Source organism: Paracoccus solventivorans (assembly GCF_900142875.1).
GTDB classification, from domain to species: domain Bacteria; phylum Pseudomonadota; class Alphaproteobacteria; order Rhodobacterales; family Rhodobacteraceae; genus Paracoccus; species Paracoccus solventivorans.
This window is the reverse complement of sequence record NZ_FRCK01000005.1, coordinates 178,206-198,507: the sequence shown is the minus strand read 5'-3', so window position 1 is coordinate 198,507 and position 20,302 is coordinate 178,206. Positions and strand designations below refer to the sequence as shown.

19 protein-coding genes and 1 other RNA gene are annotated in these 20,302 nt (G+C 69.3%); 11 read left to right on the top strand and 9 right to left on the bottom strand.

The window, feature by feature from the left end; all coding sequences use genetic code 11:
- Nucleotides 1-149: 149 nt before the first annotated feature.
- Complete coding sequence (locus BUB57_RS09975; RefSeq protein ID WP_234952032.1) at nt 150-866, bottom strand: DUF599 domain-containing protein; 717 nt, start codon at nt 864-866, stop codon at nt 150-152.
- A 119-nt stretch (nt 867-985) separates the two neighbouring features.
- Here BUB57_RS09975 and BUB57_RS09970 point away from each other — a divergent pair, with 119 nt between their 5' ends.
- The 3 genes from BUB57_RS09970 to BUB57_RS09960 all read left to right on the top strand — a co-directional run bounded on the left by BUB57_RS09970 (nt 986) and on the right by BUB57_RS09960 (nt 2,401).
- Nucleotides 986-1,222 (top strand): HP1242/YdcH family protein, encoded by a 237-nt coding sequence (locus BUB57_RS09970; protein ID WP_073066127.1) that lies wholly within the window; start codon nt 986-988, stop codon nt 1,220-1,222.
- Nucleotides 1,223-1,314: 92 nt separating this feature from the next.
- Nucleotides 1,315-1,788 (top strand): VOC family protein, encoded by a 474-nt coding sequence (locus tag BUB57_RS09965; protein WP_073066124.1) that lies wholly within the window; start codon nt 1,315-1,317, stop codon nt 1,786-1,788.
- Between the two features lie 142 nt (nt 1,789-1,930).
- Nucleotides 1,931-2,401: an Hsp20 family protein gene (locus tag BUB57_RS09960; RefSeq protein ID WP_073066122.1), complete on the top strand. Its 471-nt coding sequence runs from the start codon at nt 1,931-1,933 to the stop codon at nt 2,399-2,401.
- Nucleotides 2,402-2,509: 108 nt separating this feature from the next.
- Here BUB57_RS09960 and BUB57_RS09955 read toward each other — a convergent pair whose 3' ends face one another.
- The 4 genes from BUB57_RS09955 to BUB57_RS09940 are packed head-to-tail and all read right to left on the bottom strand — an operon-like array spanning nt 2,510 to nt 5,776.
- Nucleotides 2,510-3,007 carry an acyl-CoA thioesterase gene (locus tag BUB57_RS09955; protein WP_073066119.1) on the bottom strand — a complete coding sequence of 166 codons (498 nt, stop codon included), beginning with the start codon at nt 3,005-3,007 and terminating at the stop codon, nt 2,510-2,512.
- 15 nt (nt 3,008-3,022) lie between these two features.
- Nucleotides 3,023-3,622, bottom strand: a complete 600-nt coding sequence (gene recR / locus BUB57_RS09950; RefSeq protein ID WP_073066117.1) for a recombination mediator RecR — start codon at nt 3,620-3,622, stop codon at nt 3,023-3,025.
- The gene (locus BUB57_RS09945) at nt 3,622-3,966 is read right to left on the bottom strand and encodes a YbaB/EbfC family nucleoid-associated protein (protein ID WP_073066114.1); all 345 of its coding nucleotides are present in this window, start codon (nt 3,964-3,966) and stop codon (nt 3,622-3,624) included. Before BUB57_RS09945 ends, recR begins: the two co-directional genes overlap by 1 nt.
- 4 nt (nt 3,967-3,970) lie before the next feature.
- Entirely contained in the window at nt 3,971-5,776 is a 1,806-nt protein-coding gene (locus BUB57_RS09940) for a DNA polymerase III subunit gamma/tau (protein ID WP_073066109.1), read from the bottom strand.
- 156 nt (nt 5,777-5,932) lie between these two features.
- Here BUB57_RS09940 and nudC point away from each other — a divergent pair, with 156 nt between their 5' ends.
- On the top strand, nt 5,933-6,847 hold the full coding sequence (gene nudC, locus BUB57_RS09935; RefSeq protein WP_073066105.1) for an NAD(+) diphosphatase: 915 nt from the start codon (nt 5,933-5,935) through the stop codon (nt 6,845-6,847).
- Nucleotides 6,848-7,041: 194 nt separating this feature from the next.
- Here nudC and ffs read toward each other — a convergent pair.
- Nucleotides 7,042-7,138: signal recognition particle sRNA small type (gene ffs / locus BUB57_RS09930), an RNA gene on the bottom strand.
- Nucleotides 7,139-7,292: 154 nt separating this feature from the next.
- Between ffs and BUB57_RS09925 the strand changes: the two genes are divergently transcribed.
- The gene (locus tag BUB57_RS09925; RefSeq protein ID WP_073066102.1) at nt 7,293-7,748 is read left to right on the top strand and encodes a hypothetical protein; all 456 of its coding nucleotides are present in this window, start codon (nt 7,293-7,295) and stop codon (nt 7,746-7,748) included.
- A 98-nt stretch (nt 7,749-7,846) separates the two neighbouring features.
- Here BUB57_RS09925 and BUB57_RS09920 read toward each other — a convergent pair whose 3' ends face one another.
- The gene (locus BUB57_RS09920; RefSeq protein WP_073066100.1) at nt 7,847-8,749 is read right to left on the bottom strand and encodes a prephenate dehydratase; all 903 of its coding nucleotides are present in this window, start codon (nt 8,747-8,749) and stop codon (nt 7,847-7,849) included.
- A 193-nt stretch (nt 8,750-8,942) separates the two neighbouring features.
- Here BUB57_RS09920 and BUB57_RS09915 point away from each other — a divergent pair, with 193 nt between their 5' ends.
- From BUB57_RS09915 to BUB57_RS09890, 6 genes are all read left to right on the top strand, one after another.
- Nucleotides 8,943-9,476: a c-type cytochrome gene (locus BUB57_RS09915; protein WP_073066247.1), complete on the top strand. Its 534-nt coding sequence runs from the start codon at nt 8,943-8,945 to the stop codon at nt 9,474-9,476.
- Nucleotides 9,477-9,716: 240 nt separating this feature from the next.
- Nucleotides 9,717-11,585, top strand: a complete 1,869-nt coding sequence (locus BUB57_RS09910) for an extracellular solute-binding protein (RefSeq protein WP_073066097.1) — start codon at nt 9,717-9,719, stop codon at nt 11,583-11,585.
- A 31-nt stretch (nt 11,586-11,616) separates the two neighbouring features.
- Nucleotides 11,617-12,696: a microcin C ABC transporter permease YejB gene (locus BUB57_RS09905; RefSeq protein ID WP_073066094.1), complete on the top strand. Its 1,080-nt coding sequence runs from the start codon at nt 11,617-11,619 to the stop codon at nt 12,694-12,696.
- A complete protein-coding gene (locus tag BUB57_RS09900; protein WP_073066089.1) occupies nt 12,693-13,796 on the top strand; it encodes an ABC transporter permease in 1,104 nt (367 codons plus the stop codon). Before BUB57_RS09905 ends, BUB57_RS09900 begins: the two co-directional genes overlap by 4 nt.
- Nucleotides 13,793-15,508, top strand: a complete 1,716-nt coding sequence (locus BUB57_RS09895; protein WP_084732075.1) for an ABC transporter ATP-binding protein — start codon at nt 13,793-13,795, stop codon at nt 15,506-15,508. The genes BUB57_RS09900 and BUB57_RS09895 overlap by 4 nt, the downstream gene beginning before the upstream one ends.
- The gene (locus BUB57_RS09890; protein ID WP_073066085.1) at nt 15,505-16,719 is read left to right on the top strand and encodes a glycosyltransferase; all 1,215 of its coding nucleotides are present in this window, start codon (nt 15,505-15,507) and stop codon (nt 16,717-16,719) included. The genes BUB57_RS09895 and BUB57_RS09890 overlap by 4 nt, the downstream gene beginning before the upstream one ends.
- A 202-nt stretch (nt 16,720-16,921) precedes the next feature.
- Here BUB57_RS09890 and gyrA read toward each other — a convergent pair whose 3' ends face one another.
- Complete coding sequence (gene gyrA / locus BUB57_RS09885) at nt 16,922-19,618, bottom strand: DNA gyrase subunit A (protein ID WP_073066241.1); 2,697 nt, start codon at nt 19,616-19,618, stop codon at nt 16,922-16,924.
- A gap of 174 nt (nt 19,619-19,792) precedes the next feature.
- A complete protein-coding gene (locus tag BUB57_RS09880) occupies nt 19,793-20,293 on the bottom strand; it encodes a disulfide bond formation protein B (protein WP_073066082.1) in 501 nt (166 codons plus the stop codon).
- Between the last annotated feature and the right edge of the window lie 9 nt (nt 20,294-20,302).

Below are 20,302 nucleotides of genomic sequence, written 5' to 3'. Positions count from 1 at the left end.
GCGCCACCCCACGCGGCTTGTTCGGCAGAAGCGGGCGGATCAGTTCCCATTCAAAGTCCGTCAGATCGAAACGCGCCATCCTGAACCCTCCATAGATTCAGTGAATCACGCCTGCTATCACAACGGAATCCCGTTTATGAGTTCACAGCCTAGCCCCGGTGCCCGAGATCCTCAAGAATCGCCTGCCGCGAATGCGAGGCGAACTCGCGCCGCAGGGTCAGCGCGGTGACCGCCGCCGTGCCCGCGATCAGCCCCCACGGCCCCAGCAGCCAGCACAGCGCCGCCAGCGCGAAATACACCGCCCGCAGCCCGATGTTGAAATTGCGCGCCGCCTGGATGTTGACCTGCGCGGCGGCCAGGGCGCGGGCCTCGGTCCCCGGCAGGGCCGGGTCGATGGGAACCGCCGCCATCATCACCGCGCAATAGCCGAACAGCCGGTGCGCCCAGACGAATTTCAGGAACCCGTTGGCCAGGAACAGCAGCCCCAGCAGCAGCTTGAGCTTCCACAGCAGCGTCGGGATCTCGGCCGCGTCCAGCTCGCGCGCAAGACCGGCCAGCGGGTCGGTGTTGCCCAGCAGCGCCAGCCCGCCGCCGATGGCGATCATGCAGGCCGAGGCGAAGAACGCGGTGCCCTCGCGCAGGGTGGTCAGGATGTTGCCGTCGAAGATGCGCGGGTCGCGGTGGACGAATTGCCGCATCCAGTCGCGGCGATAGGTCTTCATCAGCACCGAGACCGAGGGCAGCCGCGCCGGCGGATGTTCGACGATCCGCGCGGTGCCGAACCACGCCAGAGCCAGCAGGGCCAGCGCAACAAGGTCCAGCGGCGTCAGCGGCAGGGTCAGGATCGCGGGCAGGCGGCTGGGCAAGATCGTGGGTCCGGGCGGTGGTGGCGGGGATGCCCGCGACGATAGACCTCGGCCGCCCCGGTTGCCAGCGTCCCGGCCCGGCGCTATCGCGGGCGCAAAGCCACCGGAACGAGGACATCATGGCCGCACCCCACGCAATCCACGAGGAATTCCCCAATGATTCCGACCGCATCCACCAGCTGAAGATGTCCGACAGCCGCTTTGCCCGGCTGCTCGAGGAATATGACGAGATCAACGACCAGGTGGCGGCGGCGGAATCGCTGCACACGCCCATGTCCGACGCCGCCGAGACGCAGCTGCGCAAGCAGCGCATGGTGCTGAAGGACGAAATCGCCCGGATGATCGCCACCGCCTGAGGCGGTCTTGCCCCCGCGCGGTGACCCGTGCGGGGATCGCACGCCCGGGCAGGGGCGTTGGATCTGGATAGACCCTGCGCCCCGAGGCCCCCATGACCACCCCGCCACCCCTGCTCGGCACGCTGGAAACCGCGCTTTACGCCGCGGACCTCGATGAGGCCTGCGAGTTCTGGACCCGGGTGATCGGGCTGGAGCTGATCGCCCGCGTCCCCGGCCGCCACGTGTTCTTCCGCACCGCCACCACGCCGCGCCCGCAGGTGCTGCTGGTCTTCGACCCGGGCGCCACCGCGGTCCCGCCCGCGCCGGATGCACGGCTGCCGGTGCCGCCGCACGGGGCCAGCGGCCCGGGCCACGCCTGCCTGGCCGTCGCCCCCGAATCGCTGGACCGCTGGCGCGCGCATCTGCAAGCCAGCGGCATCGCCATCGAGGCGGATTTCCATTGGCCGCAGGGTGGGCGCTCGCTCTATTTCCGCGACCCGGCCGGCAATTCCATCGAGCTGGCCGATCCGGCGATCTGGGCCGGAATGCCGCCGCGGACCGCGGACCCCGACTGTGCAGAGCGCTGAAAACCCGCGCCGCTCCCCTCTTGAAGCCGCGAGATTCGGCCCCAGATTCACCCTGCCGGAGGGCCCTTGGGCGCCGGCGCAAGACCGCCCGCCCGGCTTTCGGGGGGCATGACGACTCACATCGCTGCAAAGGATGCGACACATGCGCAACATGGACCTGACCCCGCTTTACCGTGCCTCGATCGGCTTTGACCGCATTGCCGACCTGATGGACCGGGCGCTGTCCTCGGACCTCTCTGCGACCACCTATCCGCCCTACAACATCGAAAAGACCGGCGAGAATGCCTATCGCATCTCGATCGCCGTGGCCGGGTTTTCGGCCGATGACCTTTCCGTGGAAATGAAGGACGGGGCGGTGATCGTCGCGGCCCGCAAGGCCGAAGAGGACGAGGGCAAGACCTATCTGCACCGCGGCATCGCCACCCGCGCCTTCGAGCGCAAGTTCGCGCTGGCCGACCACGTCCGCGTCACCGGCGCCAGCCATGTCGACGGGATGCTGCATATCGAGCTGGTGCGCGAGATCCCCGAGGCGCTGAAGCCGCGCCGGATCGAGATCGCGAAAACCGCGCCGCAGACGGTCGAGGCCGAGGAACAGCGCAAGCTGGACGCCTGATCCGACCGAACGCGAATGACTGGACGCGAATGACGGGGGCGGCGGGGAAACCCGCGCGCCCTTTTTTCACGGGTGCAGCGAAAGGCGCCGCGCGCTAGCCTGCGCGGGTCACTGTGCTGCCGGCTCGGCTGCTCCGCGGCGCAGCCCCACCCGGCGCCCGACCTGTTTCGGCAGCTCCAGTGCCGCATGGGCGGCGACCGCCGCCGCCAGCCGCTCGCGCAGCGCCGGCGCAAAGGGCGCGGCGCGGCGGGTCGCCAGATCGACGTGCACCACCAGGTTCTCGGTGACCGCGGCCACCGTCCCGTCGGCGGGGCGCCGCAGGGTCTGCACGTAATGCAGCCGCTTGTCGTCATGGGCGATCAGCTGCGTGTCCACCACCACCAGATCGCCCGCGTGCAATTCGCGCAGGTAATGGACCTGCGCCTGCACGGTGAAATAGGACGACCCGGTTTCGGCCGCGACCTGCGCGCCCATCCCCAGGGGCTGCAGCGCCTGTTCGATCGCGCGGTCGAACAGCACGTGATACCACGCCATGTTGAGATGGCCGTTGTAGTCGGTCCATTCGGCAAGCACCTCCATCGCGGGCGAGGTGAAGGGGGCGGTCATGGCGTCTCCTTTAGCCTAAAGCTGCCGCCGTGCGCGCAGCGCGGCGCTGATGGTGCCGTCGTCGAGATAGTCGAGCTCGCCCCCGATGGGGACGCCCTGCGCCAGCCGCGTGATGCTTATGCCGGTGTTTTCAAGGGCTTCGGCCAGGTAATGCGCGGTGGTCTGGCCCTCGACCGTGGCGTTCAGCGCCAGGATCACCTCGGTGATGCCTTCCTCGCCCAGCCGCGACAGCAGCCGGGGGATGCCCAGCTCATCCGGGCCGATCTCGTCCAGCGCCGACAGCGTGCCGCCCAGCACGTGATAGCGCCCGCGATAGGCGCGGCCGCGTTCCAGCGCCCACAGGTCGGCGACATCCTCGACCACGCACAGCTCGCCATTGGCGCGGGCGGGGTCGGCGCAGATCGGGCACAGCTCGGCTTCGCCGATATTGCCGCAGCGGGCGCATTCGCGGGAATGCTCGGCGACGCTGGCCATCAGCGTGGCCAGCTGCGCCATCTGCCCGGTGCGCCGCCGGATCAGCGCCAGCACCACGCGGCGGGCCGAGCGCGGCCCCAGCCCCGGCAGCCGCGCGAATTGCGCGATCAGCGCCTGGATGTCGTCGCTGCCCTCGGCCACTAGAAGGGCAGCTTCATGCCCGGCGGCAGGCCCATGTCGCCCGCCAGCCGCTGGCCCTCGGACTGCGCGCGGGCCATGGCCTTGTCCTGCGCATCCTTGATCGCGGCCAGGATTAGATCCTCGACCACCTGCTTTTCCGAAGGCACGAAAATCGAGGCGTCGATGTCGATCGCCTGCAATTCGCCCTTGGCGTTGGCGGTGACCCGCACCAGCCCGGCACCGGATTCGCCGGTGACGGTCAGGGTTTCGAGGGTCTTCTGGAACTCGTCCACCTTGCCCTGCATCTCGCGGGCGGCGGTCATCATCTTGCCCAGATCGCCGATCCCGGCGAAGGGGTTCTTCATCGTGCTACTCCTCGTCCTCGAAGGGATCCCATTCCTCGACCGCGGCCAGCCCGCCGCCGGCGGTGCCGTGCAGATCCTCGGCCGCGTCCTCGGGCGGGGGCGCGGGGGTCTCGTCCCGGATCGCCTTGATGCGGGCGCCGGGGGCGGCGGCAAGGATGGCGGCCACCACCGGGTGCTGCCGCGCCTCGGCCTCAGCGGCGGCGCGTTCGGCGGCGCGGGTCTCGCTGATGGTCGGCCCGCCGCCCTGATCGACGACCGAGACCGCCCAGCGGGCGCCGCCGGTCCAGCCGCGCAGGCGTTCGCCCAGCCGCTGCGCCAGGTCGCGGGGGGCATCGGGGGTGGGCTGGAACTCGATGCGGCCCGGGGAATAGCGCACCAGCCGCACATGATCCTCGACCTGGGTCAGCAGCACCATGTCGCGCATGCGCCGGATCAGCTCGACCACCGAGGTGAAGTCGGGCCAGCTGGCCAGCGCCTCGGCGGCCAACTGCGGCTCGGGCGCCAGCGCGATGGCGGCGGCGGTGCCGCCCCCCATCCGTGCAGACTGCGCCATCGGCGGGGGCGCGGCCATGCGCTGGCCGGGGGCCTCATGGGTGGGGGCGGGGGCGCTCGTTTGAGCGGGGGCGGGACGCGCGAACTCGCCCGCCGCCTGTCCGGCCTGCACGCGGCGGATCAGCGCCTCGGGGTCGGGCAGGTCGGCGACATGGGTCAGGCGGATGATCGCCATTTCCGCCGCCATCATCGCATTCGGCGCCGCCGCCACCTCTTCCAGCGCCTTGAGCAGCATCTGCCACAGCCGCGTCAGCGCCCGCATCGGCACCCGCCCGGCCATGTCGCGGCCCCGCGCGCGCTCATCAGGGCCGACGGTGGGGTCGTCGGCGGCCGCAGGGGTGATCTTCACCAGGCTGACCCAATGGGTGATCTCGGCCAGGTCGCGCAGCACCGCCAGCGGGTCGGCGCCCTCGGCATATTGCGCCTGCAGCTCGGCCAGCGCCTCGGCCGCGGCGCCCCGCAGGATCATGTCGAACAGGTCCAGCACCCGCCCGCGATCCGCCAGCCCCAGCATGGCGCGCACCTGCGGGGCGGTGGTTTCCCCGGCGCCGTGGCTGATCGCCTGATCGAGCAGGCTGGTCGCGTCGCGGGCCGAGCCCTCGGCCGCGCGGGTGATCAGCGCCAGCGCGTCGTCGCTGATCTGCACGCCCTCGGCATCGGCGATCTTGCGCAGCAGCGCGATCATCACCTCGGGCTCGATCCGGCGCAGGTCGAAGCGCTGGCAGCGGCTCAGGACGGTGACCGGCACCTTGCGGATTTCCGTGGTGGCAAAGATGAACTTCACATGCGGCGGCGGCTCTTCCAGCGTCTTGAGCAGCGCGTTGAAGGCGCTGGTCGACAGCATGTGCACTTCGTCGATGATATAGATCTTGTAGCGGGCCGATGCCGCGCGATAGTGAACGGATTCAATGATTTCGCGGATGTCGTTCACGCCGGTTCGAGATGCGGCGTCCATCTCCAGCACATCGACGTGACGGCCCTCGGCAATGGCCAGGCAATGCTCGCAGACCCCGCAGGGGCTGGTGGTCGGCCCGCCGCTGCCGTCCGGGCCGATGCAGTTCATCCCCTTGGCGATGATCCGCGCGGTGGTGGTCTTTCCGGTGCCGCGGATCCCGGTCATGATGAAGGCCTGCGCGATGCGGTCGGCCGCAAAGGCGTTCTGCAGCGTGCGCACCATCGCATCCTGCCCGACGAGATCGGCAAAGGTCTCGGGCCGGTATTTCCGGGCGAGCACCTGATAGGCTGGGGTGTCGGTCATATGGGCCTCGTCTGGACCCGGCGAATGTAGGGGCAGGGGCGGGCAAGGGCAACGGGCGCTGCGCGCCCGGCCTCCGGCGGGGATATTTCAGGACAGAAGATATTGGCTTTGCCCCGGCTGGCGGGCAACGTGGCGCCGAATAACAGGGGGGCAGGCATGGAGCTGGCATTCACGGGCAGCGGGCTGGACCGGGCGGCGGCACGGCGTGGCGACACCGGCTGGCAGGAGGGCGCGGCGGTGCTGCCGGTCTGGCGCGGCAAGATCTGTCTTGAGGACGGGCGGCTGGTGCGGCTGGCGCCCGGCCATTCCGCGCTGGCGGGGGCAGGGGCGCCGACGCTGCTGGGCTTCGACGGCGCGCAGGCCGTGGCGACGCAGGATATTTCCGGGTGGGAGCCCGCGTCGCTGGCGGAAACCACGCTGTTCTTCGACCCGACCGAACAGGTCCACCCGCTGATTCCCGGCGGCCGCTTCGTCGAGCTGCGCGGCGCGATGGCCGGGCTGTCGCCCCTGGATGGCGAGCTTGCGGCCACCGCCCGCGCCCTGCTTCTCTGGCACGCCAGCCACCGGTTCTGCGCCGCCTGCGGCCAGCCGTCAGAGCCGCGCCAGTCCGGCTGGCAGCGCGTCTGCCCCGCCTGCAACACCCCGCATTTCCCGCGCACCGACCCGGTCGTCATCATGCTGGTCGCGCGCGGCGACCGGGTGCTGCTGGGGCGGTCGCACGGCTGGCCCGAGGGGATGCATTCCTGCCTCGCCGGCTTCATCGAGCCGGGCGAGACCATCGAGGCCGCCGTTCGCCGCGAAGTGTTCGAGGAAACCGGCGTCCGGGTCGGCGGGGTGCGCTATGCGGCCTCGCAGCCCTGGCCGTTCCCGGCCTCGCTGATGCTGGGGATGGTGGGCGAGGCGGAAAGCGAGGCGATCACCCTGGACCCGGTCGAGCTCGAGGCCGCGATGTGGCTGGGCCGCGACGAGCTGGCGGCGATGATGGCGGGTGTGCATCCGGTGCTGAAGGCCCCGCGCAAGGGCGCGATCGCGCATTGGCTGCTGACGGGCTGGCTGGAAGGGCGGCTGTAGCGGCGGCTTTCCGCGGCATTCGAGCGATTTTTCCGGGTGCGGAAACCGGATGTTAAGATCTGGCCGCTACCCCTGAGCGAAAGCCATGGGGAGATGGATGATGATCGGATCGGGAATATGCGAAGCGCTGGCAGTCTGCAGCGGTGCGGCGAATCGGCGGCGGCGCCGGCACGCAAAGAGATGGCGCGGGATGGGGTGAGAGACTGGACAGCGACCCAGACGGGGCTCGTTACGGCTGCTTCCTTCCGGACCTGACCGGTTTGGCGAGGCGCCTGCCCGCGCCAGCCTCTCGGGGCCCCAGATAGGGCCGGCGGGCCGGCGATGCAAGCGGCAAGCTGGAACCGGACGCGGGCCGAAGCTGCGTCCTTTCGGCGGCAGCGGAAAACTTGCGTCCTTTCGGGCGCAAGGCTAAGACGCCGGCGCTTTCTGGTTTCGGATGTTAACGATGAAATTTTCCCTTCGCCACGACAGCGACCTGCCTGCCGAGGTGTTGTTCCGCGCGGTCAGCGACTTCGACCGGATCGAACGGATGCTGGCGCGGCGCGGGATCGAGGTGCGCCGCAACCAGCTTGTGGCCCCGGCCGCCGGTGCCGGGTGGGACGTCGGCTTCGACCTGCGCGGCAAGCGGCGCGAGCTGCAGCTGGACCTGGCGCAGTTCGACCAGCCCGAGCGAATCGCCATGACCGGCCTGGGCGAGGGGCTGGACATCGCCATCGCCATGACGGTGATCGCGCTGACCCGGGCCAAGTCGCGCGCCATCTTCGAGGTCGAGATCCGGCCGCGCCACATGCGGGCGCGGCTGATGCTGCAGACCGCCAAGCTGGGGAAAAGCCAGCTCGACCGCAAGTTCGCCGACCGCGCCGGCCGCTTTCTGGGCGACCTGACCAGCCAGACCGCTTGACAGCCCGCCCGCCGGCGGCTGCCTCCGGTCAGCGGTCAGCGGTCAGCGGTCAGCGGTCAGCGGTCAGCGGTCAGCGGTCAGCGGTCAGCGGTCAGCGGTCAGCCCGCTGCCGCCGGGGCCTGCAGCGCCCGCAGCGGGTCCGCCGGGTAGACCCCGAGGATCGTCAGGCTCGAGGTGAAATAGCGCAGCTCCTCCAGCGCGCGGGCGACCGGCGGGTCCTCGGGGTGGCCCTCGATGTCGGCGTAGAACTGCGTCGCGGTGAACACCCCGTCCACCATGTAGCTTTCCAGCTTGGTCATGTTGACGCCGTTGGTCGCGAACCCGCCCATCGCCTTGTAAAGCGCGGCCGGGATGTTGCGCACCCGGAACACGAAGCTGGTCAGCATCCGGTTGCGCCCCTCGCGGTCGGGACGGCGCGCATGGTCGGGGCGGCGCGACATGATCAGAAAGCGGGTGGTGTTGTTCTGCCGGTCCTCGATCTCGTCGGCCAGTCGGTCCAGCCCGTAGATCTCGCCGGCCAGCGGGCTGGCCAGGGCAGCGCGGTGCTTTTCGCCCGCCTGGGCGACCATCAGCGCGCTGCCCGCGGTGTCGGCGCCGGTAATGGTGCGGATGTCGTGGCGGCGCAGGAAGTTGCGGCACTGGCCCAGCAGAACCGTGTGGCTCATCGCCTCGGTGATGTCCTCCAGCCGCGCGCCGGGCACCGCCAGCAGGCTGATGTGGACGCGCACGAAGGTCTCGTCGATGATGTGCAGGCCGGATTCGGGCAGCAGGTGGTGGATGTCCGCCACCCGCCCGTAGGTCGAGTTCTCGACCGGCAGCATCGCCAGATCGGCCGCCCCCGAGCGGCAGGCCTCGACCGTGTCCTCGAAGGTGGCGCAGGGCAGCGCCTCCATGTCGGGGCGGGCGTGGCGGCAGGCCTCGTGACCATAGGCGCCGGGCTCGCCCTGAAAGGCGATCCTGCCGGTGGCCGGGAAATCTGCGGAAATGGCGGGATCTTGCATGGGGGACCTGTGTGGCATCCGGGGGAAACGGCGGGACCCACGGAGGGGCCGGGCGCGGGCGGGCGGGGCCGGAACGACCGGGCTGCAACAGGGGCCGCCAATCGTCGGACGCCGCCGAACTATACCTTGAACCGCCGAAGTGAAAGCGGATAGATAGCCCCCAGACAAATGCCCGGACCACGAGGAAATGCCCATGTTCAACACGATGACCGTGACCAAGACGGCCGGTGCGCTGATCGGTTCACTGCTGTTTCTGCTTCTGGCATCGTGGTTCGCCTCTTCGCTCTACCACGTCGGTCCCGGCCATGTCGCCGAGGGTGAAGAGGTCCCGCAGGCCTATCGCATCGCCGTCGCCGGCGCCGAGGATGACGCCGGCGCCGAAGAGGCCGCCGACGAGGGTCCCGATCTGGCGACGCTGCTGGCCTCGGCCGATACCGCGGCCGGCGAAAAGGCGTTCGGCAAGTGCCGCGCCTGCCACAAGGTCGATGGCAGCAACGGCGTCGGCCCGCATCTGGACGGGGTGGTGAACCGCGACAAGGCCTCGGTCGAGGGCTTCAACTATTCGAACGCCGCGCTGGAACAGGAAGGGGTCTGGGCGCCCGAGAACATCGACGCCTTCATCACCAACCCCAAGGCCTACATGCCGGGCACCAAGATGACCTTTGCCGGGATCAAGAACCCGGTCGAGCGGGCGAACCTGATCGCCTATCTGGAAACCCTGCAGTAACCGCAAGTCCCGCGACGCCGGCCGGACCGGGCAGGCGGCGGGCGGGGCGGAACGGCAAGTCATCAGGCGCGGGCAGGTCCCGCGCCTTTTTCGTGTCCGCCGCCACCCCGCGGGTCACGACTGCGCCATCCCGGGTCGCGGCCGCGCGCATCCGGCTTGCGAGCGGACGCCTGCCTGCCTAGCGTCGGGGCGATTGCCCGGCGCCGCGCCGCCGGGCGCAGGTCGACAGGGGGCAGCTGCATGGTTGCGACACGGGGATTTCTTTCGGCGCTCCGGTGGGGGGTGCTGGCGCTGCTGGGCGGCGCCACCGCGGCGCTGGCGCAGGGCGACACCATCACCGCCCACGGCGTCGGCACCTTTGACGAGCTGCGCCTGCCCGCCGATTTCCCGCATCTGCCCTATGTGAACCCCGACGCGCCCAAGGGCGGCGAGATCAGCGAATGGACCGCCGGCGGCTTTGACAGCTACAACCCCTTCACCATCAAGGGGCGGGCGGCGGCGCTGGCCTCGATCCCGCTGGAAAGCCTGCTGGAAGGCACCGCCGACGAGATCGGCGCCGCCTATTGCCTGCTGTGCGAGACGGTCGAGTACCCGGAAAGCCGCGACTGGGCCGTCTTCACCCTGCGCGAGGGGATAAGGTTTTCCGACGGCACGCCCCTGACCTCGGACGACGTGCTGTTTTCCTATGAAACCTTGCGCGACAAGGGGTTGTCGTCGTTTCGTGCGGTGATTTCTCAGATCGTTGCCAGTGCCGAGGTGCTGGACGAGCGCCGCATCCGCTTTACCTTCACCCCGGATTATCCGCGCCGCGACGTGATCCAGGCGGCGGGCGGTTTGCCGGTATTCTCGCACGCGGATTTCGAGAAAAATCAGCGGGATATCTCGGAAAGTTCCAAACAGCCTTACATCGGCTCGGGGCCTTATATGTTCGGGGCGGCCGACATGGGCCGCTCGGTCACCTGGGTGCGCAATCCCGATTACTGGGGCGCCGAACTGCCGATCAACCGCGGCCGGCATAATTTCGATCGCATCCGCATCGAATACTTCGGCGACTACGATTCGGCCTTCGAGGCGTTCAAGGCCGGCGAGTACACCTTCCGCAACGAGGCCTCCTCGATCCACTGGGCGACGCGCTATGATTTTCCCGCTTTCCGCAACGGCTGGGTAAGGAAAGAAGAGCTGCACGATGGCAATATCGCCAACGGCCAGGCTTGGGCGATCAACCTGCGGCGGCCGCAGTTCCAGGACGTGCGGGTGCGCGAGGCGATCGGGCTGGCCTTCAACTTCGAATGGTCGAACGCGACGCTGTTCTATGGGCTCTACGAACGGGTGAAAAGCTTCTGGGACAACAGCGAGCTGGCCGCCACCGGCCTGCCCGGCGCGGCCGAGCTGGCGCTGCTCGAGCCCTTGCGCGCCGAGCTGCCCGAGACGGTGTTCACCGAACCCGCCGCGCTGCCCCCGGTCAGCGGCGAGCGGCAGCGCGACCGCGGCAACCTGCGCCGCGCCGCCGCACTGCTGGACGAGGCCGGCTGGACCATCCCCGAGGGCAGCCGCGACGGGCTGCGCCGCAACGATCAGGGGCATCCGCTGCGGGTGCAGATCCTCAACGATTCCCAGACCTTCGACCGGGTGATCAACCCCTGGGTGGAAAACCTGCGCGCCATCGGGGTGGATGCCGTCAACGAGCGGGTGGACGACGCCCAGCTCGAGGATCGCCGCCGCAACCATGATTTCGACGTGCTGACCGCGCATCTGGGGCAGGACCCGATCCCCGGCTCGGGGTTGCAGCAATATTTCGGCTCGGGCTCGACCGGGGATGTGTTCAACGCCATGGGGCTGGCCAATCCGGCGGTGGATGCGCTGATCGCGCGGGTGGAATCGGCCACCACGCAGGACGAGCTGACCACCAGCGTCCACGCGCTGGACCGGGTGCTGCGGGCGCTGCATTTCTGGGTACCGCAGTGGTTCAAGGGCAAGCACACCGTCGCCTATTGGGACCTGTTCGGCCACCCCGACGAACTGCCCCCCTATGCCCTGGGCGAGCTTGATTTCTGGTGGTTCGACGCGGATAAGGCGGAAACGCTGAAGAAAGCCGGGGCGATCCGCTAACCGGCCAGGCACGGGGCGCAGGAACGACCGAATGGGCGCATATCTTCTGCGGCGGCTGCTGCTGATCGTCCCGACGCTGGTCGGGATCATGCTGGTCAACTTCACCCTGACGCAATTCGTCCCCGGCGGCCCGATCGAGCAGATCGTGGCCCGGGTGCAGGGCGAAGGCGACGTGTTCCGCAACATCGCCGGCGGCGGCGACGCCGGGCAGGGCGCGGGCGGGACCGAACGCTATGCCGGCGCGCAAGGCCTGCCGCCCGAGTTCATCGCCGAGCTGGAACGCGAGTTCGGTTTCGACAAGCCGCCGGTGCAGCGCTTCCTGACCATGCTGGGCAACTACCTGCGCTTCGACTTTGGGCAAAGCTGGTTCCGCTCGATCTCGGTGGTGGATCTGGTGATCGAGAAGATGCCGGTTTCGATCACCCTGGGGTTGTGGTCGACGCTGCTGGCCTATCTGATCTCGATCCCGCTGGGCATCCGCAAGGCGGTGCGCGACGGCACCAGCTTCGACACCTGGACCTCGACCGCGATCATCATCGGCTATGCGATCCCGGGGTTCCTGTTCGCGGTACTGCTGATGGTGCTGTTCGCCGGCGGCAGCTACTGGCAGATCTTCCCGCTGCGCGGCCTGACCAGCGACAATTTCGCCGACCTGAGCCTGTGGGGCAAGGTCAAGGACTATCTGTGGCACATCACGCTGCCGGTGGCGGCCTCGACCATCTCCAGCTTTGCCACGCTGACCCTGCTGACCAAGAACAGCTTCCTGGACGAGATCAACAAGCAATATGTGATCACCGCCCGCGCCAAGGGGCTGACGGAAGGCCGGGTGCTTTACGGGCATGTGTTCCGCAACGCCATGCTGATCGTGATCGCCGGGTTCCCGTCGCTGTTCCTGGGGGTGTTCTTCGGCAGCTCGATCCTGATCGAAACGATCTTTTCGCTGGACGGCCTCGGCCGGCTGGGGTTCGAGGCCGCGGTGCAGCGCGACTATCCGGTGATCTTCGGCACGCTTTACGTGTTCGGGCTGCTCGGCTTGCTGGTCGGGATCCTGTCGGACCTGACCTATGTGCTGGTCGATCCGCGCATCGACTTTGAAAGCCGCGCCGGATGAAGCTGTCGCCCCTCAACCGCCGCCGCTGGCGCAGCTTCCGCCGCAACCGCCGCGCCTTCTGGTCGCTGCTGCTGTTCTCGGCGCTGTTCGTGCTGTCGCTGTTTGCGGAAATCATCGCCAACGACAAGCCCATCGTCGCCAGCTATCGGGGGGAACTGTATTTCCCCGCCTATCGCTTCTACCCCGAAACCACCTTCGGCGGCGATTTCAGGACCGAGGCGAATTATACCGACCCCTCGGTCGAGTGCCTGATCGTCTCGGGCGGGCGCGAGGAATGCTGGGACGAGCCCGAGGCGACCATCGCCCAGGCCCGAACCGGCTTCGTCAACGGCGAGGACATCCACCGCGGCTGGACGATCTGGCCGCCGATCCCCTATCACTACCGCACTATCAACAACGTCGGTACCGCGCCCTCGGCCCCCGATGCGGCGCATTGGCTGGGCACCGACGACACCGCCCGTGACGTGGCGGCGCGGGTGATCTACGGCTTCCGCCTGTCGATCCTGTTCACGCTGATCGTGACCTTGGTCGCCTCGGCGCTCGGCATCGCGGCAGGCGCCGTGCAGGGGTATTTCGGCGGCCGCACCGATCTGGTGTTCCAGCGGCTGCTGGAGATCTGGGGCTCTACCCCCTCGCTTTACGTCATCATCATCCTGTTCGCGATCCTCGGGCGCAGCTTCTGGCTCTTGGTGTTCGTGTCGATCCTGTTCGGCTGGCCGGCGCTGGTCGGCGTGGTGCGCGCCGAGTTCCTGCGCGCCCGCAACTTCGAATACGTCCGCGCCGCCCGCGCGCTGGGGGTGCGCGACCGCACCATCATGTTCCGCCACATCCTGCCCAACGCGATGGTGGCCACGCTGACCATGCTGCCGTTCGTGGTCACCGGCACCATCTCCAGCCTCGCCGCGCTCGACTATCTGGGCTACGGGCTGCCGGCCTCGGCCCCCAGCCTTGGGGAACTGGCGCTGCAGGCGAAACAGAACCTGCAGGCGCCATGGCTGGGCTTTGCCGCCTTCTTCACCTTTGCCATCATGCTGTCGCTGCTGGTGTTCATCTTCGAAGGCATCCGCGACGCCTTCGACCCCCGAAAGACCTTTCGATGAGCAGCCCTCCTCCGGCCGCCGCCCCACATCTTCTGTCTGAAAATATCCCGGGGTCCGGGGCAGCGCCCCGGTCCGACGCCGCCGCAAGCCCGGTGCTCGACGTCCGCGACCTGCGCGTGGGCTTTCGCAGCGAGGGCCGGCTGATCCCCGCCGTCAACGGCGTCAGCTTCACCGTCGGGCGCGGCGAAACCGTGGCGCTGGTCGGCGAATCCGGCTCGGGCAAGTCGGTCACGGCGCTGTCGACCGTGCAGCTTCTGGGCCCCGCAGCTCAGATCGAGGGCAGCGTGCTCTATCGCGGCGCGCAGATGGTCGGCGCCCCGGAATCGAAACTGCGGGCGGTGCGCGGCAACGACATCAGCTTCATCTTTCAAGAACCGATGACCTCGCTCAACCCGCTGCATACGCTGGAAAAGCAGCTCGCGGAGAGCCTGGCGCTGCATCAGGGGCTGCGCGGCGCCGCCGCCCGCGCGCGCATCGTGGAACTGCTGACCCGGGTCGGCATCCGCGACCCCGAAACCCGGCTGGCGGATTATCCGCACCAGTTGTCGGGCGGGCAGCGCCAGCGGGTGATGATCGCCATGGCGCTGGCGAACGGCCCTGAGCTGCTGGTCGCTGACGAGCCCACCACCGCGCTGGACGTGACCATCCAGGCGCAGATCCTCGACCTGCTGGCGACGCTGAAACGCGACGAAGGCCTGTCGATGCTGTTCATCAGCCACGACCTCGGCATCGTGCGCCGCATCGCGGACCGGGTCTGCGTGATGCAGGGCGGCGAGATCGTGGAACAGGGCCCGGCCGAGCGCATCTTTGCCGCGCCCGAGCACCCCTATACCCGCAAGCTGCTGGCGGCCGAGCCCAAGGGCATCGCCGAGCCCATCGACCCCGCCGCCCCCGAAATCGTTGCGACCGAGGACCTCAAGGTTTGGTTCCCGATCCGCCGCGGCTTCCTGCGCCGCACCATCGGCCACGTCAAGGCGGTGAACGGCGCCACCCTGTCGGTGCGCGCCGGCGAAACCCTTGGCATCGTGGGGGAATCCGGTTCCGGCAAGACCACGCTGGCGCTGGCCGTCATGCGGCTGATCGAAAGCCGCGGCCGCATAATTTACCTCGGCCGCGACATCGCGGGGGTCGAGGGGCGCGCGCTGCGCCGCCTGCGCCGCGACATGCAGATCGTGTTCCAGGACCCCTATGGCAGCCTGTCGCCGCGCATGACCGTGGGCCAGATCATCGCCGAGGGGCTGGGCGTCCACGGCACCGAGCCCGGCCGCGACCGCCGCCAGATGGTAGCCGAGATCATGGAGGAGGTCGGGCTCGACCCCGCCAGCATGGACCGCTATCCGCACGAGTTTTCCGGCGGCCAGCGCCAGCGCATCGCCATCGCCCGCGCCATGATCCTGCGCCCGAAAATGGTGGTGCTGGACGAACCGACCAGCGCGCTGGACATGACCGTGCAGGTGCAGATCGTCGAACTGCTGCGCGGGTTGCAGCGCCGCCACGGGCTCGCCTTCCTGTTCATCAGCCACGATTTGCGGGTGGTGCGCGCGATGAGCCACCAGATCCTGGTGATGCGCGCGGGCGAGGTGGTGGAACAGGGCACCACCGCGCAGGTCTTCGACGCGCCGCGTGAGGATTATACCCGAGAGCTGATCGCCGCCGCCTTCCGCGACCACCGCGACGGCGCCGGCGCAACCGCTGCCCCCGCGGGCGGATGAAGATCCTCTTCGTCCACCAGAACTTCCCCGGCCAGTTCCCGCATCTGGCCCCGGCGCTGGCGGCGCGGGGGCATCAGGTGCTGGCGCTGACCGATGCCAGGAACGAGCGCCCCTCGCCGGTCCGGGTGGTGAAATACGCCAGCCCCGCGCCGGTCCCGGGCGGCCACCCGCTGGGTCGCGCCTATTCCGACATGGCGCAGCGGGGCTGGCAGGCGGCGCGGGCCGCGCGCGCCCTGCGCGACCGCCACGGCTACAGCCCCGACCTGATCCTCGGCCACTCCGGCTGGGGCGAGACGCTGTTCCTGCGCGAGATCTGGCCCGACGCCAAGCTGCTGGTCTATGCCGAGCTGATGTATCGCACCCGCGGCCAGGACGTGGGCTTCGACCCCGAGATCGCCCCCGACAGCGACCAGGCCCGCATCCGCACCGTCGCGCGCTCGGCGCATCTGATCCAGGGGCTGGTGCAGGCCGATGCCGGGCTGACCCCGACCCGCTATCAGGCCGACAGCTTCCCGCCCGAACTGCGCGCCAAGCTGACCGTGATCCACGACGGCATCGACACCGCCCGGGTCCGCCCCGACCCCGCCGCCACCCTGACCCTTCCGGACGGGCAGCTGCTGCGGGCGGGGGATGAGGTGCTGTCCTATGTCTCGCGCTCGCTGGAGCCCTACCGCGGGTTTCACATGCTGATGCGGGCGCTGCCCCGGGTGCTGGCTGAACGTCCGCACGCGCAGGCGGTGCTGATCGGCGCCGAGGGCACCAGCTACGGCGGCAAGCCCCGCGACGCCGCCAGCTGGAAACAGAAGCTGCTGGCCGAGCTGGGCGACCGCCTGCCGGCGGACCGCGTGCATTTCCTGGGCCGCGTGGCTTATGCGGATTACCTGTCGCTGCTGCAGCTTGCGCGGGTGCATTGCTACCTGACCTATCCCTTCGTGCTCAGCTGGTCGCTGACCGAGGCGATGGCGGCGGGCGCCCAGATCGTCGCCTCGGACACCGAGCCGGTGCGCGAGCTGATCCGCGACGGCGAACAGGGGCGGCTGGTGCCCTTCCACGACCGCGAGGCGCTGGAGTCGGCGCTGATCCGCGCGCTGAGCGGCGACCCCGAGGCCGCCCGGCTGGGGACGGCGGCGCGGCAGGCGATCCTCGACGGCTACGACCTGCACCGCCACAGCCTGCCCCGGCAGATCGCGTGGGTGGAGGGCTTCGGCTAGCTTCGGGGCAGGGGCTCCGCCCCTCGCGCCTGCGGCGCTCACCCGGGGATATTTGGATGATGAAGAACGAGGCCGCAGCGGCCCGGTCCCGCAGCCGGTGCGGAGGGGAACGGCGCCTATGGTCCCCCCGTGGGTGGGGGGCCTGTCCGCCTGGCGCAGAGGGTTCGGAAGGGCGCGGCGGCGCTGACCGCCGGCCGTGGTCCTATTCCTCGCCCTCGCCTTCGGGCTCGCCATTATCGCCGTTTTCCTGGTCGGCGACGCGGGCGACGGTGACCACCTCTTCGCCCTCGGCGGCGTTCAGCACCCGCACGCCGCCGGCCGAGCGCGAGCGGAAGCTGATCCCCTCGACCGGTACCCGGATCGACTGCCCGGTCGAGGTCGCCAGCATGATCTGGTCGTCCAGCGTCACCGGGAAGCTGGCCACCAGCGGGCCGCCGCGCATGGCGCGGTCCATCGCCATCACCCCCTGGCCGCCGCGGCCGCGCACCGGATAGTCGTGGGCCGAGGACAGCTTGCCGTAGCCGCGCGCGGTCACGGTCAGGATCAGGTCTTCAGCCGCCGACATCTCGGCGTAGCGTTCCTGGCTCAGCGCGGCCTCGGCCACCGCTTCGTCCTCGTCGGGTTCGGCGCCGTCGTCCAGCGCGCCCTCGACCGCGCGGCGCATCTTGATATAGGCGGCGCGTTCCTCGGGGGTGGCCTCGAAATGCCGGATCACCGACATCGAGACCACGCTGTCGCCCGGCGCCAGCCGGATCCCGCGCACCCCGGTCGAATCGCGGCCCTTGAAGATGCGCACGTCGGTGGCGGGGAAGCGGATCGCCCGGCCCATGGCGGTGACCAGCATCACGTCGTCGTTTTCATCGGCGATGCGGGCGTCGACCAGGCTGACCCCTTCGGGCAGCTTCATCGCGATCTTGCCGTTGCGCATGATGTTGGTGAAATCCGACAGCGCGTTGCGGCGCACGTCGCCGGCCGAGGTGGCGAACACCACCTGCAGCGAATCCCATTCGTCCTCGGGCACGTCCACCGGCATCAGCGCCGCGATCGAGGTGCCGCCGTCGATCGGCAGGATGTTGACCAGCGCCTTGCCGCGCGCGGTGCGCCCGCCCAGCGGCAGCCGCCAGGTCTTCAGCCGGTAGACCATGCCCTCGGTGGTGAAAAACAGCAGCTCGGTATGGGTGTTGGCGACGAACAGCGTGGTGACCACGTCGTCGTCCTTGGTCGCCATCGAGGACAGGCCCTTGCCGCCGCGGCGCTGGCTGCGGAACTCGGACAGCGCGGTGCGCTTGACATAGCCGCCCGAGGTGATGGTGACCACCATGTCCTCGCGCTCGATCAGGTCCTCGTCGTCGAGATCGCCGGCCCAATCCACGATCTCGGTCCGGCGCGGCACGGCGAAGAGCTCGCGCACCTCGCGCAGCTCGTCCGCGATGATGTCCAGCACCCGCTGCCGGCTGGCCAGGATCGCCAGATAGTCGCGGATCGCGTCGGCCAGCGTCTGCAGCTCGTCGGTAACCTCCTGCACGCCCAGCTGGGTCAGGCGCTGCAGGCGCAGTTCCAGAATGGCGCGGGCCTGGGTTTCGGACAGGTTGTAGGTGCCGTCGTCGTTGACCGGGTGCAGCGGGTCGTCGATCAGCCGCAGGTATTCGAGGATCTCATGCGCCGGCCAGCGCCGCTGCATCAGCCGCTCGCGCGCCTCGGCCGCGTCCTTGGACGCGCGGATCGTCGCCACCACCTCGTCCACGTTCGACACCGCGACCGCCAGCCCGCACAGCACATGGCTGCGTTCGCGGGCGCGGCGCAGCTCATAGGCGGTGCGGCGGGCGACAACTTCTTCGCGGAAGGTGATGAAATGGCTCAGGAAGTCGCGCAGGGTCAGCAGTTCCGGGCGGCCGCCGTTCAGCGCCAGCATGTTGCAGCCAAAGCTGGACTGCATCGGGGTAAAGCGGAACAGCTGGTTCAGCACCACCTCGGCGGTGGCGTCGCGCTTGAGCTCGATGACCACGCGCACGCCCTGACGGTCGGATTCGTCCTGCACATGGGCGATGCCCTCGACGCGCTTTTCCTTGGCCAGCTCGGCGATGCGCTCGATCAGCGTGGCCTTGTTCACCTGATAGGGCACGTCGTCGAGGATGATCGCCTCGCGCCCCGCGCGCACGGTCTCGATCCTTGTGCGCGCCCGCAGCACCACCGAGCCGCGCCCCTCGAGATACGCCTTGCGGATGCCCGAGCGGCCCAGGATCACGCCGCCGGTGGGGAAATCCGGGCCGGGCACGATCTCCATCAGCCGCTCGGTCGGCAGGTCGGGGTTCTCGATCAGCGCCAGGGTGGCGTCGATCACCTCGCCCAGGTTGTGGGGCGGGATGTTGGTGGCCATGCCGACGGCGATGCCGCCGGCGCCGTTGACCAGCATGTTGGGGAAACGCGCCGGCAGGACCGTGGGCTCGCGGTCCTTGCCGTCGTAGTTGTCCTGGAAATCGACGGTATCCTTGTCGATGTCGGCCAGCAGGAAGGCGGCGGCCTTCTGCATCCGCACCTCGGTATAGCGCATGGCCGCGGCACCGTCGCCGTCCATCGAGCCGAAGTTGCCCTGACCGTCCAGCAGCATCAGCGACATCGAGAACGGCTGCGCCATCCGCACCAGCGCGTCGTAGATCGCGGCGTCGCCGTGGGGGTGGTATTTCCCCATCACGTCGCCGACCGGGCGGGCGGATTTGCGATAGGGCTTGTCGTGGGTGTTGTTCGTCTCGTTCATGGCGAACAGGATGCGGCGGTGCACCGGCTTCAGCCCGTCGCGCAGGTCGGGGATGGCGCGGCTGACGATGACCGACATCGCGTAGTCGAGATAGGCGTGGCGCATCTCATGCGCGATATCGACCACCGGCCCGTCATGGGGCATCACCGCCCGCTCGGGCGCGTCGGACTCGGGCGGGGTGGCGCCGTTGCCGCGGTCATCGGTGGGGATCTCGTCTTCGGGGGTGTCGGCCAAGGGGTCTGCCTCAATATCTCGTTGCGCAAACCTCTATCACCCACCGCTAGTGGGTTCAACGGCGACGGGAGCCGGCGACAAGTCTCAGCGCGCCGACCGCCGCAGCGACAGCGCCCAAAGCCCCGCCAGCCCGGCCGAGAGGATCGCGTTCCACGCCGCCATCGACAGCCCCAGGAACACCCAGGCGGGCTGGTCGCAGCGCACCACCTGCGCGCCGCGGATGCGCGACAGCAGCTCTTCGGTCGAGACCGCGCCCAGGTCGCCCAGGCCGCCCGAACAGGCGGCCGGACCGGGCCACCAGGCCTGCTCGACCCCGGTGTGATAGGCGGCGAAGGCGACCGCCAGCAGCGCCGCGATCAGCCCCAGCACCGCCAGCACCCGCCGGAACCCCAGCGCGGCGATCGCCACCGCCAGCGCCGCCGCCGCGGCATGGGGCCAGCGCTGCAGGATGCACAGCTCGCAGGGCGCGAACCCCAGCGCCTGGAAGAACAGCGCCCCCGCCAGCAGCGCGGCCGAACCGCCCCCCGCCGCAACGGCCAGCATCCGGGGCGAGGGGTCGGTCAGCAGCTCTCGGGTCAGGGGCATGGGGGTCTC

Bases quoted from the DNA above. Each gene is read 5' to 3' on its own strand.
- BUB57_RS09970 (WP_073066127.1), top strand. From the start codon at position 986: ATGGCCGCACCCCACGCAATCCACGAGGAATTCCCCAATGATTCCGAC.
- BUB57_RS09965 (WP_073066124.1), top strand. From the start codon at position 1,315: ATGACCACCCCGCCACCCCTGCTCGGCACGCTGGAAACCGCGCTTTAC.
- BUB57_RS09960 (WP_073066122.1), top strand. From the start codon at position 1,931: ATGCGCAACATGGACCTGACCCCGCTTTACCGTGCCTCGATCGGCTTT.
- BUB57_RS09955 (WP_073066119.1), bottom strand. From the start codon at position 3,007: ATGACCGCCCCCTTCACCTCGCCCGCGATGGAGGTGCTTGCCGAATGG.
- BUB57_RS09945 (WP_073066114.1), bottom strand. From the start codon at position 3,966: ATGAAGAACCCCTTCGCCGGGATCGGCGATCTGGGCAAGATGATGACC.
- BUB57_RS09940 (WP_073066109.1), bottom strand. From the start codon at position 5,776: ATGACCGACACCCCAGCCTATCAGGTGCTCGCCCGGAAATACCGGCCC.
- nudC (WP_073066105.1), top strand. From the start codon at position 5,933: ATGGAGCTGGCATTCACGGGCAGCGGGCTGGACCGGGCGGCGGCACGG.
- BUB57_RS09925 (WP_073066102.1), top strand. From the start codon at position 7,293: ATGAAATTTTCCCTTCGCCACGACAGCGACCTGCCTGCCGAGGTGTTG.
- BUB57_RS09920 (WP_073066100.1), bottom strand. From the start codon at position 8,749: ATGCAAGATCCCGCCATTTCCGCAGATTTCCCGGCCACCGGCAGGATC.
- BUB57_RS09915 (WP_073066247.1), top strand. From the start codon at position 8,943: ATGTTCAACACGATGACCGTGACCAAGACGGCCGGTGCGCTGATCGGT.
- BUB57_RS09910 (WP_073066097.1), top strand. From the start codon at position 9,717: ATGGTTGCGACACGGGGATTTCTTTCGGCGCTCCGGTGGGGGGTGCTG.
- BUB57_RS09905 (WP_073066094.1), top strand. From the start codon at position 11,617: ATGGGCGCATATCTTCTGCGGCGGCTGCTGCTGATCGTCCCGACGCTG.
- BUB57_RS09900 (WP_073066089.1), top strand. From the start codon at position 12,693: ATGAAGCTGTCGCCCCTCAACCGCCGCCGCTGGCGCAGCTTCCGCCGC.
- BUB57_RS09895 (WP_084732075.1), top strand. From the start codon at position 13,793: ATGAGCAGCCCTCCTCCGGCCGCCGCCCCACATCTTCTGTCTGAAAAT.
- BUB57_RS09890 (WP_073066085.1), top strand. From the start codon at position 15,505: ATGAAGATCCTCTTCGTCCACCAGAACTTCCCCGGCCAGTTCCCGCAT.
- gyrA (WP_073066241.1), bottom strand. From the start codon at position 19,618: ATGCCCCATGACGGGCCGGTGGTCGATATCGCGCATGAGATGCGCCAC.
- BUB57_RS09880 (WP_073066082.1), bottom strand. From the start codon at position 20,293: ATGCCCCTGACCCGAGAGCTGCTGACCGACCCCTCGCCCCGGATGCTG.